The sequence below is a fragment of the Streptomyces sp. NPDC048424 genome, assembly GCF_040651555.1.
Lineage (GTDB): Bacteria > Actinomycetota > Actinomycetes > Streptomycetales > Streptomycetaceae > Streptomyces.
Window position 1 is genome coordinate 1 of sequence record NZ_JBEZKE010000031.1, and the last position, 13055, is coordinate 13055.

General features: G+C 71.5%; 10 protein-coding genes and 1 pseudogene. 7 read left to right on the plus strand and 4 right to left on the minus strand.

Annotated features, from left to right (window positions below):
* Positions 1 to 92, plus strand: a pseudogene (locus AB0D29_RS31225) (lytic transglycosylase domain-containing protein); the annotation flags it as partial.
* Between the two features lie 165 nt (positions 93 to 257).
* On the opposite strand, the gene AB0D29_RS31230 reads toward AB0D29_RS31225, so the two are convergent.
* Positions 258 to 1427, minus strand: coding sequence for a steroid 3-ketoacyl-CoA thiolase (locus AB0D29_RS31230; protein WP_362858842.1), 1170 nt, complete (start codon positions 1425 to 1427; stop codon positions 258 to 260).
* A gap of 243 nt (positions 1428 to 1670) precedes the next feature.
* Here AB0D29_RS31230 and AB0D29_RS31235 point away from each other — a divergent pair, with 243 nt between their 5' ends.
* Complete coding sequence (locus tag AB0D29_RS31235; RefSeq protein WP_362858843.1) at positions 1671 to 2915, plus strand: cytochrome P450; 1245 nt, start codon at positions 1671 to 1673, stop codon at positions 2913 to 2915.
* 365 nt (positions 2916 to 3280) lie between these two features.
* Positions 3281 to 4654: an FAD-binding oxidoreductase gene (locus AB0D29_RS31240; protein ID WP_362858844.1), complete on the plus strand. Its 1374-nt coding sequence runs from the start codon at positions 3281 to 3283 to the stop codon at positions 4652 to 4654.
* Between the two features lie 44 nt (positions 4655 to 4698).
* Here the strand turns inward: AB0D29_RS31240 and AB0D29_RS31245 are convergent, their stop codons facing one another.
* Positions 4699 to 6711, minus strand: a complete 2013-nt coding sequence (locus AB0D29_RS31245) for a bifunctional glycosyltransferase 87/phosphatase PAP2 family protein (protein ID WP_362858845.1) — start codon at positions 6709 to 6711, stop codon at positions 4699 to 4701.
* A 107-nt stretch (positions 6712 to 6818) separates the two neighbouring features.
* Between AB0D29_RS31245 and AB0D29_RS31250 the strand changes: the two genes are divergently transcribed.
* Positions 6819 to 7178 carry an antibiotic biosynthesis monooxygenase gene (locus AB0D29_RS31250; protein ID WP_362858846.1) on the plus strand — a complete coding sequence of 120 codons (360 nt, stop codon included), beginning with the start codon at positions 6819 to 6821 and terminating at the stop codon, positions 7176 to 7178.
* A 99-nt stretch (positions 7179 to 7277) separates the two neighbouring features.
* Here the strand turns inward: AB0D29_RS31250 and AB0D29_RS31255 are convergent, their stop codons facing one another.
* Positions 7278 to 7673 carry a nuclear transport factor 2 family protein gene (locus tag AB0D29_RS31255; protein WP_362858848.1) on the minus strand — a complete coding sequence of 132 codons (396 nt, stop codon included), beginning with the start codon at positions 7671 to 7673 and terminating at the stop codon, positions 7278 to 7280.
* A gap of 107 nt (positions 7674 to 7780) precedes the next feature.
* Here AB0D29_RS31255 and AB0D29_RS31260 point away from each other — a divergent pair, with 107 nt between their 5' ends.
* Entirely contained in the window at positions 7781 to 8311 is a 531-nt protein-coding gene (locus AB0D29_RS31260; protein ID WP_362858849.1) for a GNAT family N-acetyltransferase, read from the plus strand.
* Between the two features lie 49 nt (positions 8312 to 8360).
* On the opposite strand, the gene AB0D29_RS31265 is transcribed toward AB0D29_RS31260, so the two are convergent.
* Complete coding sequence (locus AB0D29_RS31265) at positions 8361 to 10430, minus strand: MFS transporter (protein WP_362858850.1); 2070 nt, start codon at positions 10428 to 10430, stop codon at positions 8361 to 8363.
* Between the two features lie 613 nt (positions 10431 to 11043).
* On the opposite strand from AB0D29_RS31265, the gene AB0D29_RS31270 reads away from it, so the two are divergent.
* Both AB0D29_RS31270 and AB0D29_RS31275 read left to right on the plus strand, forming a co-directional pair.
* Positions 11044 to 11562, plus strand: a complete 519-nt coding sequence (locus AB0D29_RS31270; RefSeq protein WP_362858851.1) for a peptidoglycan-binding domain-containing protein — start codon at positions 11044 to 11046, stop codon at positions 11560 to 11562.
* 254 nt (positions 11563 to 11816) lie between these two features.
* Positions 11817 to 12500, plus strand: a complete 684-nt coding sequence (locus AB0D29_RS31275; RefSeq protein ID WP_362858852.1) for an HAD-IA family hydrolase — start codon at positions 11817 to 11819, stop codon at positions 12498 to 12500.
* Positions 12501 to 13055 lie beyond the last annotated feature (555 nt).

A 13055-nucleotide genomic window follows, 5' to 3' on the forward strand; every position in this document is an offset into this window, starting at 1 on the left:
CCCAGATCAAGTGGGGCCTGGACTACATGAACGAGCGCTACGGCAGCCCCGTCGGCGCCTGGAACTTCTGGTCCGCCAACCACTGGTACTAAACCCGCCGGCACACAGGCACACAGGCACACAGGCACACAGGCACACAGGCACACAGCAGACATACGAAGGCCCCGGTGGCCGGCCTCCCCAGGTCCGGCTACCGGGGCCTTCTGCATCCCATCCCACGGGGTTCGAAGGCGCCTGCGCTCAGGCTTCGCAGACGGTCACAGGCGCTGGATGATCGTGCCGGTCGCCAGCGCGCCGCCCGCGCACATGGTGATCAGCGCGAATTCCTTGTCCCGGCGCTCCAGCTCGTGCAGGGCCGTGGTGATCAGCCGGGCGCCGGTGGCGCCGACGGGGTGGCCGAGGGCGATGGCCCCGCCGTTGACGTTGACCTTTTCCAGGTCCTGGTCGAAGACCTGGGCCCAGCTGAGGACGACGGAGGCGAAGGCCTCGTTGATCTCGACGAGGTCGATGTCCTTGAGGGACATGCCGGCCTTGCCGAGCACGGCCCGGGTCGCGTCGATCGGTCCGTCGAGGTGGTAGTGGGGGTCGGCGCCGACGAGGGTCTGCGCGACGATCCGGGCGCGCGGCTTGAGCTTGAGCGCGCGGGCCATCTTGCGGGAGGCCCACATCACGGCGGCGGCCCCGTCGGATATCTGCGAGGAGTTCCCGGCGGTGTGCACGGCGGTGGGCATGACCGGCTTGAGCCGGGCCAGCGCCTCCATGCTGGTGTCCCGCAGGCCCTCGTCGCGGTCGACCAGGCGCCACATGCCCTGCCCGGCGGCCTGCTCCTCCTCCGTCGTCGGCACCTGCACGGCGAAGGTCTCGCGCTTGAACCGCTCCTCGGCCCAGGCGACCCCGGCGCGCTCCTGGGAGAGCACGCCGAGCCGGTCCACGTCCTCGCGGCCGAGGCCCCGGTGGCGGGCGATGCGTTCGGCGGCCTCGAACTGGTTCGGGAGGTCGACGTTCCACTCGTCCGGGAAGGGCTTGCCGGGGCCGTGCTTGGAGCCGGAGCCCAGCGGCACCCGGCTCATGGCCTCGACGCCGCAGGCGATGCCGATGTCCATGACACCGCCGGAGATCATGTTGGCGACCATGTGGTTGGCCTGCTGCGAGCTGCCGCACTGACAGTCCACCGTCGTCGCGGCGGTCTCGTACGGCAGGCCCATGGCGAGCCAGGCGTTGCGGGCGGGGTTCATCGACTGCTCGCCGGCGTGGGTGACGGTGCCGCCGACGATCTGCTCGACGCAGTCGGGCTGGATTCCGGTACGGGCCAGCAGCTCCCGGTAGGTCTCGCCGAGCAGGTAGGCGGGATGGAGGTTGGCGAGCGCGCCCCCGCGCTTGCCGATGGGGGTGCGTACGGCTTCGACGATGACGGGTTCCGCGGCCATGAGCTCGTCCTCTCCTGCACAGCGCCAGCGCGGCGGGCCGTCCCGGCGCCCCGCCCCGAACTAGTACGCGTTCTAGTTCTCCCCGCAGTCTTATGACCTGGGGCCCCGGCACGCAAGGGTCTTGCACGTGCCCTGCACGGATTCCACACGCAACAGTTGGCGCCGCGACCCTTGTCACTTCTAGAACTCGTTACTACCTTCAAGCCAACTTCTGATGGGCCGTCAGACTTTGGAGTTGCCCCGATGTCCTGTCCCGCGCTGCCCGAAGGCTTCGACGCCACCGACCCCGACCTGCTCCAAAGCCGGGTCCCCCTCCCCGAGTTCGCGCAGCTGCGGCAGACCGCACCCGTGTGGTGGTGCCCGCAGCGGCGGGGCGTCACCGGCTTCGACGACGAGGGCTACTGGGTCGTGACCCGGCACGCGGACGTCAAGTACGTCTCCACGCACCCGGAGCTCTTCTCCTCCACCACCAACACGGCGATCATCCGCTTCAACGAGCACATCCAGCGTGATGCGATAGATGCCCAGCGACTGATCATGCTGAACATGGATCCGCCGGAACACACCCGCGTACGCCAGATCGTGCAGCGCGGCTTCACCCCGCGGGCCATCCGCGGACTGGAGGACGCGCTCCGGGACCGCGCCCGGAAGATCGTCGAGGAGGCCCTGGCCGTTTCCGCCGACGGCAGCTTCGACTTCGTCACCCAGGTGGCGTGCGAGCTCCCGCTGCAGGCCATCGCCGAACTGATCGGCGTACCGCAGAAGGACCGCGCCAAGATCTTCGACTGGTCGAACAAGATGATCGCGTACGACGACCCGGAGTACGCGATCACCGAGGAGGTCGGCGCGAACGCGGCGATGGAGCTCATCGGCTACGCGATGAACCTCTCCGCCCAGCGCAAGGAGTGCCCGGCCAAGGACATCGTCACCCAGCTCGTCGCGGCGGAGGGGCAGGGCAACCTCGGCTCGGACGAGTTCGGCTTCTTCGTCCTGCTCCTCGCGGTCGCGGGCAACGAGACCACGCGCAACGCCATCAGTCACGGCATGCACGCCTTCCTCACCCACCCCGACCAGTGGGAGCTCTACAAGGCGACCCGGCCGTCCACCGCCGCCGAGGAGATCGTGCGCTGGGCCACCCCGGTGGTGTCCTTCCAGCGCACGGCCGCGCAGGACACCGAACTCGGCGGGCAGAAGATCAAGGCGGGCGACCGGGTGGGGATGTTCTACTCCTCCGCCAACCACGACCCCGAGGTCTTCGAGAACCCGGACGCCTTCGACATCACCCGCGACCCGAACCCCCACCTGGGCTTCGGCGGCGGCGGCCCGCACTTCTGCCTCGGCAAGTCCCTGGCCGTGATGGAGATCGACCTGATCTTCAACGCACTGGCCGACGCCCTGCCGGACCTCCGCCTGACGGGCGAGGACCCGCGCCGCCTGCGCGCGGCCTGGCTCAACGGCATCAAGGAACTCCGGGTCACCCACGGCTGACCCGGCCCAGGACGGCAGGGGCCCCCTCCACCCACGCCCCGGCCCCTGCCGCCCCCTGGACGCCCAGCCGCCCCAGATCCAGCCCCGCCGGCTAATCCAGCGCGGCCGCACCAATCCAGCCCCGCCGGCGTTTGAGGCGCGGGGTCCGGGGCGGAGCCCCGATCTCTGAGCCCGGCCGGGGCACAGGCGGCACAGACCCCCGCCCGCCCAAGTGGCGGGCCGGCCCGAACCGGGCGATCCTGACAGACAGCGGCGATCCAGCCGAAGGGGCGCCGGGGCCACGTGTGCCCCGGCGCCCCTTCGGCCCGCAACAAGCCGGGCCCGACGCACGGGCAAGGCCGGTCCCCCGGTGCCAGACTGGACACATGGCCATGCTCAGCCAGTCCTTCCGGGGCCGGCAGGTGCGGCCCGGAGACCCCTCCTACGACGAGGACCGTCGGATCTGGAACGGCTCCGTCGACCGCTCCCCCGCCCTCATCGCCTACTGCACGGGCGTCGCCGACGTCATCGACGCCGTCCGCTTCGCGGCCGCCTCCGGCCTCCCCCTCGCCGTACGCTCCGGCGGCCACAGCTTCCCCGGCCAGTCGGTGTGCGACGACGGCATCGTCATCGACCTCTCCCCGATGCGCGGGATCCGCGTGGACCCCGAGGCCCGTACGGTCAGGGCGCAGGCGGGGGTGCTGCTCGGCGAGCTGGACCGCGAGACGCAGGCGTTCGGCCTGGCCGTCCCGGCCGGGATCGTCACGCACACCGGCCTGGCCGGGCTCACGCTCGGCGGCGGGATCGGCTGGCTGATGCGCAAGTACGGGCTCACCATCGACCAGCTGCTCTCCGTGGACCTGGTGACCGCCGACGGAACGTTCCTGAAGGCGAGCGGGGACGAGAACCCCGATCTCTTCTGGGGGGTGCGCGGTGGCGGCGGGAACTTCGGGATCGTCACCGAGTTCGAGTTCCGCCTCAATCCGCTGGGGCCGGTGGTGCTGGCCGGGCCCGTCGTCTGGCCGATGGCCGAGTCGGCGCGGCTGCTGCGCTTCTACCGCGAGTGGATCACCGACGTACCGGACGAGCTGACCACGGCGGTCGTCCACCGCAAGGCGCCCGCCGTCGACTACGTACCGGCCGAGCTGCGGGGGAAGCCCGTCGTGATGGTGGTCTGCTGCTACGCGGGGCCCGTCGAGGAGGGGCAGGAGGTGCTGCGGCCGCTGCGCGAGTCCGCCACCGGCACCGCACCCGTTCTGGACCTGTGCGCGCCGAAGCCGTTCACCGAGCACCAGGCGATGTTCGACCCGTCGTTCCCGCACGGCCGCTGGTACTACTTCAAGTCCTGCGACGTCGACCGGCTCACCGACGAGGTCATCGACCGTACGGCCGAGCACGCGGCCCGGATCGTCTCGCCGCTCACCGCGTTCCCGATCTTCCAGCTCGGCGGGGCCATCGCCCGCGTCGGGGAGGACGAGACGGCCTTCGGCGGGCGCGGCGCCGGGCACACGTTCAACATCAACGGGACGACCGAGGGCGCCGACGGCTTCGAGGCCGAGCGGACGTGGGCGCGCGGCCTGTGGTCGGCCCTCGCCCCCCACCACACCGGCGTCTACTCGAACTTCCTGATGGACGAGGGCGAGGAGCGCGTCGAGCAGGCGTACGGAGAGCAGAAGTACCGGCGCCTGCGCGAGCTGAAACGACGCTACGACCCCGGCAACCTCTTCCGCCTCAACCAGAACATCCCGCCGGCACCCTGACCGTCCCGCCGACACCCTGACCGTCGCGCCCCCGAAGGCGGCGCCTACGAGCTCCGCGCCCCGGCCCCCACCGGCTGCTCCTCGTCGCTCCGGCGCTGCCCCGGAAGGCTCACCTGCAGCCTCCGCGGCCCGGACAGCACGTACACGAGCCCGAACCCGGCGGTCACGACGACCGCGCCGCCCACCGCGTCCAGCACCCAGTGGTTGGCGGTGGCGACGATCGCGCACACCGTGATCAGCGGGTGCAGCGCCCCGAGGAGCTTCTGCCAGCCCTTCGGCGCCAGCACGACGATCACGATCCCGCACCACAGCGACCAGCCGAAGTGCAGCGAGGGCATCGCCGCGTACTGGTTGGAGATCGCGGTCATGGCCCCGTACGAGGGGTTGGCCAGGTCCTGCGGCCCGTGCACGGTGTCGATGAAGTCGAGGCCGGGCATCAGGCGCGGCGGCGCGAGCGGGTACAGCCAGAAGCCGACGAGCGCGAGGACCGTGGCCAGACCCAGGGAGGCGCGGGCCCAGCGGTAGTCGCCGGGGCGCCGCCAGTACAGGACCGCCAGGATCGTCAGCGGCACCACGAAGTGGAAGGAGGTGTAGTAGAAGTTGAAGAACGCCTCCAGCCAGGGCGTGTTCACGACGGCGTGGTTCACGGCGTGCTCGATGTCGATGCCGAGCGCCTGCTCGATGCCGTGGATCTGGCTGCCGTTGCCCTCGGCGAGGGTGCGGCTGGTGGGCGCGGCGGCCCGGATGTGCGAGTAGAGCGAGTACCCGACCCGTATCAGCAGGAGTTCCAGCAGCAGGTTCGGGCGGGACAGCACGCGCCGCCAGAACGGCAGCAGCGGCACCCGCTGCCAGCGGGCGGCGGCCGGCTGCCCGTAGGCGGTCGGTACGGGCTCGCGCCAGTACGGCGACGAGCGCGGCAGGAACGGCACCGCGCAGGCCGCGGCGAGCGCGGCGAGCAGCAGCACGTTGTCCCGTACGGGGGCCAGCGCGGCCAGGTTCGGCAGCAGCACGGAGCTCGGCAGGGTCATGGCGAGGACCACGGCCACCGGCCACACGGGCCGGTCCGCGGCGCGCCGCCCCACCTTGCCGGCGACGGCGAGCAGCACCCACAGCAGCTGGTGGCGCCAGCCGGTCGGGGCCACGGCGACGGCCACGCAGCCGGTGACGGCGACGGCGAGCAGCAGCTGGCCGTCGCGGGCGTAGCGGACCGCGCGGCGCAGGCCGAACCAGACGACGGCGCCCGCGAGGGCCGCGTAGAGCAGGATCTCGGCGGGACCGCTCAGGCCGAGGCGCAGCAGCGCCCCGTGCAGCGACTGGTTGGCGAGGCTGTCGGGGACGCCGCCGAGGCCGGTGCCGGCCAGGTGCTCGGCCCAGTACGTCCAGGAGTCGCGCGGCATGGCCGCCCAGGACAGCGCGGTGGCTCCGGCGAAGGTCACGGCGGCGGTGCGGGCCGCGGGGCGGCGCCCGGACAGCCACAGCAGCGGGGCGAACAGCAGCAGCGCCGGCTGGAGCGCGGCCGCGAGGCCCACGAGGAAGCCCGCGGGCCGGTCTCCGGGCACGCGGAAGACCGCCAGGAGCACCAGCAGCACCGGCAGGACGGCGGTCTGGCCCGGCGAGGCGGCCTCGCGGACGGGCAGCGAGACCATCATCAGCGCGGTCAGCACGGGCGCGGCGAGCAGCGCGGTGCGCCGCGGCACCGGGTCGGGCAGGCCGCGCGCGGCGACGAGCCCGATCGCGGCGACGCACAGCAGCGTCACGCAGGTCCAGGCCACCTCCAGGGAGGGGGCGGCGAAACCGACGAGCGGCTTCAGGACCAGCCCGGCGAAGGGGGTGCCGGCGAACTGACCGGAGTCGTAGAGCGAGCCGGGGAGGGCCGCCGGAAGGTGCAGGCCGCTGAGCCACTCGCCGGGTGGCACCCGCAGCACCGCGGCCGCCTGTCTGACGGCGAGGGCGCCCGCAAGCGCCCACAGGAGGAGGCGTGCCGCCCCGAGCCTGCCGCTATCGCCTATGACCCCGGCATGTCCGTTCGCACCGCTGTGCTCTGCCGCGTTAGCCACGCCTCGCCGGCCTCCCGCCCTGTTGACCGCAACCCTGACTTTGCCTGGCTGCCGCGCTCCATTACCCGCACGACGATATCTCCCGCGGGATACCTAGGATGGCTCCCATGAGCATCGTGAAGATCAACGCACTGACGGTCCCCGCCGAGCAGCGGGAAGTTCTGGAGCGGCGCTTCGCCTCTCGGGCCGGGTCGGTGGAGGGTTCGGACGGGTTCGAATGGTTCGAGCTGCTGCGCCCGGTGGAGGGCACCGACCAGTACCTCGTCTACACGCGCTGGCGTTCGGAGGAGGACTTCCAGGCGTGGATGGAGGGGCCGATGAAGGCCGCTCACCAGGGTGGCGGCGCGGGCGGCGGCGCGGGCTCCGAGGGCGGCGAGGGCGGCGGCGAGCGGCCGAAGCCGGCGGCTTCGGCGTCGACGGTGTGGTCGTTCGAGGTCGTGCAGCAGGCGGCGCCGAAGAAGGCCTGACCCGTCGGGGGTGCGGGGCTCGGGCCCCGCACCCCCGCACCCCTGACGGACGTGCGTCGGGTGCGTCGGGTGCGTCGGTTTCGGAAGGCGTCTGCCGCGTCAGCCCCAGAAGACGTCTTCCTCGTCGATGTCCGCGGTGCACTGGTCGATGTCGGTGATCTTGTGGCCGACGATCGTGAAGAAGAGCCCTTGGCGGATCTCGATCCCGCGGTCGCCGCGGTCACCGCGCGCCGTGTGGAAACTCATCACGTGCCCCCGCCCGTCCGCCAGCACCGATTCCAGGTGGACCTGGAAGGTGCCCTTCGTCTCCTCGCCGAGCCGGCGGTAGAAGTCGAGGACGTGCTCGCGGCCCTTGTGGTGCCCGGACAGGCGATGGCCGCCGGGCACGTGGTGGATGACGTCGGCCGTCAGCAACGTGCCCAACGTCTCCATGTCGCCCTTGCCGAAGGCCTCGTAGCCGCGGCGGATCAAGGCACAGTCGGGATGCTCTGCCATGGCGTTTCACACCCTCCGGGTACGCGCGAAATGTCCTTTTCCTATCATCGGCCCGGCATTGTGGATATTCCACGCGGGAGTTCCGCCACGGACTCCACAATGACTCCATGAACACGATCAACACACACAGTCACCAGCGCACCGCGGCGACGGCCTCCGCATCGTGGACCGTCGCCCCCGAACCCGTCACCTCCCCCGACGCCACCCTCCTGCGCCGCGCGTACTACGCCGAGGTCGCCGGCCGGTATTGGAAACGGCAGGTCACCGAAGCCGAGATCGACCAGGGGCTGCTGGACTTCCCCGACGACGGGCTGCTCCCGCCGACGGGCCAGTTCGTCGTGGGCCGGCACGGCGGCGAGCCCCTCTCGTGCGGCGGTCTGCGCCTGCTCGACCCCGCCACCGCCGAACTCACCAAGGTGTACGTCGACCCGCGCGCCCGCGGTACCGGCGGCGGGGCGGCGCTGCTCGAGGCGCTGGAGGCGCAGGGCCGTGCGCTGGGCGCGGAACGGGTCCGGCTGGACACCCGGTCGGATCTCGTCGAGGCACGCGCCTTGTACGCGCGTCACGGGTACGCGGAGATACCCGCGTACAACTCGGGCCCCTACGCGGAGCACTGGTTCGAGAAGCGCCTGGCCTGACCTCCTGGTCTGGCTTCTGGTCCGGCTTCTGGTCTGACCCCGCACGGGCCTAGTGCGCGGCGTGGTCCCGTCGCGGCGCGGCGTCGTAGGGCTCCTCGGCATCGGATCCGCACAGCTCCGTGTTGATCTCCTCGACCAGCTTGATCAGGTCGGTCGGGCGGTCCGGGCCCCACCAGTCGCCGAGGAGTTCGGCGAGGGACTCCTGCCGGGCCTCGGCGAGCCTCTCGGCGGTCTCGCGCCCCTTGTCGGTCAGGATCAGCGCCAGCCCGTCCCGGGTGGCGAGCCCGCGCTCCTCGACCTGGCGGGCGGCGTCCGTGACCGCCTTCAGTGGCACGTTGGTGCGCTCGGCGAGCAGCGCGGGCTCGGTGGAGCCGTACTTCTTGATCCGCAGCAGCATCCAGCTAGCGGCGGGCAGCAGGTCGTAGCCCGCCTTCGCGGTGATCTTCTCGTAGACGTGGCGGCGGCCCTCACGGGTGCCGAGGACCGACAGCGCGCGGGCGACCTCGTCGCGGGAGGAGCGATGGACCGGGTTGGAGGCCAGGGTCTCGGTCACATCGGGTGCGGTGACCGAGGTGCGGAGCTTGTCCTCCTTCAGGAAGCAGGCGATCACGAAGGCGACCAGGACGATCGGCACGGCGTAGAGGAAGACGTCGGTGATGGCTTCGGCGTAGGCGTCGAGCACGCGGGGACGGATGTCGGCCGGGAGCGCGGAGATGGCCCGCGGGTCGGCCTCCAGCTGCGCGACGCCGGCCCCGGCGGGCAGCTGGACACCGGCGAGGGAGGCGGCGAGCTTGTTCTCGAGCCCGTTGGTGAAGACCGTGCCGAAGATCGCGACGCCGAAGGAGGCGCCGATGGAGCGGAAGAAGGTGGCACCGGAGGTGGCCACGCCGAGGTCGGCGTAGCTGACGGCGTTCTGCACGACCAGGACGAGTACCTGCATGACCAGGCCGAGACCGGCGCCGAAGACGAAGAAGTAGATGCTCATCTCCCAGGTGGAGCTGGTGCGGTGCAGCTGGTGCAGGAGGAGCAGGCCGATGGCGGTGACGCCGGTGCCGGCGATCGGGAAGACCTTCCAGCGGCCGGTGCGGCTGACGATCTGGCCGGAGGCGGTGGAGGAGATCAGCATGCCGAGCACCATCGGCAGCATGTGGACGCCCGACATGGTCGGTGAGACGCCCTGGACGACCTGGAGGAAGGTCGGCAGGTAGACCATCGCGCCGAACATCGCGAAGCCGACGACGAAGCTGATCGCCGAGCAGAGGGTGAAGGTGCGGATGTGGAACAGGCCCAGGGGGAGGACGGGTTCGGCGGCCTTGCGTTCCACGAAGACGAAGACGGCGAGCAGCGCGGCGCCGAGGACGGCGAGGCCGATGATCCGGGCCGAGCCCCAGCCCCAGGTGCCGCCGAGGGAGGCGACGAGCACGAGGCAGGTGGCGACGCAGGCGATGAGGAAGGTGCCGATGTAGTCGATGGTGTGCTTGGAGGAGCGTGCCGGGATGTGCAGGACGGCGGCGATGACGACGAGCGCGACGAGACCGATGGGGAGGTTGATGTAGAAGACCCAGCGCCAGGACAGGTGGTCCACGAAGAGGCCGCCCAGCAGCGGGCCCAGCACGCTGGTCGCGCCGAAGACGGCGCCGAAGAGGCCTTGGTACTTGCCGCGTTCGCGGGGCGGGACGATGTCGCCGACGATCGCCATCGACAGCACGATCAGTCCGCCGCCGCCCAGGCCCTGGAGGGCGCGGAAGCCGATGAGCTGGGGCATGTCCTGGGCGAGCCCGCACAGCGCCGACCCGATCAGGAAGATGATGATGGCGTACTGGAAGAGCTTCTTGCGTCCGTACTGGTCGCCGAGCTTCCCCCACAGGGGGGTGGCAGCGGTGGAGGCGAGCATGTAGGCGGTGACGACCCAGGAGAGGTGCGCCATGCCGCCGAGTTCGCTGACGATGGTCGGCAGGGCCGTGGAGACGATGGTCTGGTCGAGTGCGGCGATCAGCAGGCCCAGCAGCAGGGCGCTGATGGAGACGAGGACCTCGCGGGAGGTGTGTTCGGAGGCGGGGCCGGACTTCTGCGGGCCGTGACCGGGCCCCACGGCATCCGTGGTCACATCCTGAGCCATCGATTCCTCCTCAGGCCGGATCAACATCTCCATCCTGAGCGGTGTGTCCGGTTATGGCCTCTCGGGCCGGTTGGGAGCGCTCCGGAGGGTCTGCATAATCGCAGGCAACAGCCAGGGAGGGAGTCCAGTGAACGGTGAGCACTGTCCAGATTGCGGCGCTGTCGGCGCCGGCTGCGGGTGTGCGCCGGGTGTGGGTTTCAATCCCTTGCGCATCCGTCCGTACGTGACGCTGTCCGACCCGGGCGAGCCGGACCCCGAAGTCTCCCCGCCGCCGATATCCGGCGTGGTGACCCCGGACCCGCGCCCGGTACCGGCGCAGGACGACACCCCGGCGTACGGCATACCCGTCACACCTCCGACGGGACCGTGGCAGGACGGGCCCCCGGGCCACGCCCCGCACCAGGCCGAAACCACCCGTCTCCGAGCCGTCCCGGACCCGGACCACACATCCGGAGGCAGAGCCGACGGCGGCAGAGCCAACGGCGGCAGAGGCACGGGCGACGGCAGAGACGGAGAGGGAGCGGGAAAGGGAGGGGGTGGGGGCGGGGGCGGGGGCCCGGAGAAGCGGAACGGCTCCGGTTCACGCCGCCCGCTGGCGCTGCTCGTCGGGGCCGTGGCGGTGGTCGCCCTCAGCGGGACGGCCATGGCGGTCTGGGTGCTCCCGAGCGACTCAGGGAACGAGATCACCCTGCTCGACGCGAAGGCGCCGACGCCCGCGGTGAGCGCCGCCCCGGCCGCACCCTCCACGACCCCGTCCCACACCCAGGCCTCGGGCAGCCCGTCCGCCTCGGCCTCCCCGTCGCCGAGCGCCTCGAAGTCGGCGTCGCCGTCCCCGTCACCGAGCGCGTCCCGTACGTCCGCGCCCCCGTCCCCGACCCCGTCGCCCAGCGCGAGCCGCTCGTCCGCCCCGCCGCCCTCGCAGGCCCCGATCCTGCGGTACGGCGACTCCGGTCCGGAGGTGGAGAAGCTGCAGCGTCTGCTGTCGGCGCAGGGCCTGTACCGGGGCAAGTTCCACGGGAAGTTCGACGGGAGGGTCGAGGACGCGCTGTCGATGTTCCAGTACTCCCACGGCATCGACGACCAGGAGTGGGGCTTCTACGGTCCGGTGACCCGCAAGGCGCTGGAGGGATAGCCGCCGGCGGGAGCGACGTCGCGGGGACGGACCGTGGGGACGGACCGTGGGGACGGACCGTGGGGACAGACCGGGGGCCGGACCGGGGGCCGGACCTCAGGGACACATCGTAGGGACACGGGTCACACCCCGGCTGGTGGCGCGGACGGCCCTTCGTTTTGTATCGTGTGGGAACAAAGTGGTTCCGTCCTCATTCCCTGACCGGTGGACGGAACCACTTGTTCTCTTTTCCCGCCCCGTCTGGAGCCCCGCCGATGCCGGCCAGCACCACCACCGCACCCGTCGTCCTCACCGCCAAGGCGCTGCTCCTGGACATGGACGGCACGATCGTCAACTCTGACGCGGTGGTCGAGCGGTGCTGGCGCGACTGGGCGCTGTCCCACGGTCTGGACCCAGAGGAAGCCCTGAAGGTGGTGCACGGCCGCCAGGGCTACGCCACCATGGCCGTCCTCCTGCCGGATCGCCCGATGGAGATCAACCACGCCGAGAACGCCGTGATGCTGGCCCGCGAGACCGCCGACACCGACGGTGTGGTCCCGGTCGCGGGGGCCCCCGCGTTCATGGCGTCGATCGCCGCCCTGCCGCACGCTCTGGTCACCTCCGCGGACGCCGCCCTGGCCACGGCCCGGATGACGGCCGCCGCCCTGCCGATGCCCGCGGTACGGGTCACGGCCGAGTCCGTCCAGGCCAGCAAGCCCGACCCCGAGGGCTTCCTCAAGGGCGCCGCCGCGCTGGGCGTGGACCCGGCCGACTGCATCGTGTTCGAGGACTCGGCCGCAGGCATCGCCGCCGGCCGCGCGGCAGGCATGCGCGTGATCGGCGTGGGCCCCCGCGCAGCCGCCCACGCCCCGACGACCCACGTCCCGGACCTGACGACCCTCACGGTGACGAGCACCCCGGACGGCTCGATCCAGCTCACGGTGGGCACGACGGCCTGAGGCCGGGCTTCGGGGGTGGCTTCGGGGGGCGGGGTCTCGGTGGGGCGGAATCAGAGAGGGCGTGGGGGTTTCCCGTCAGTCTCATCGTCTTCCGTGGCGGGACGGTCCCTCAAGGGCGCTCCTTCGTCGCGTCGCTGCGCGATGGCCTACGGCCACCCTTGACCGACCGCCCCGCCACGGAAAATCGAAGACAGCCGGGAAACCCCCAAAAGAACGGGCCGGGCGAACGGAGAGGGACGGCCCCCTCACAGATATCCGGGCGGGGCTCCCGGTGCGCATCAAATCGCTACGCGCTCCCCGTCGTCTCAGCGTCTACCTGCCGTCCTGGGCTGGACATAAGCCGCCACAGATCGCTACGCGCTTCGCATCTCTCAGCGTCCGCCGACCGTCTGGGGTCGGACATAGGCCGCCATCGATCGCTACGCGCTTCGCTGGTCCCGGCGTCTGCCAGCCGTCTGGGGCCGGGAACAGACACGATGGCGGCACGCTCCGGCTAGGCGGACTCGCCGGTGCGGCATGCGCGGCACAGGCATCGGTCGGGTGGGGACTGGACGG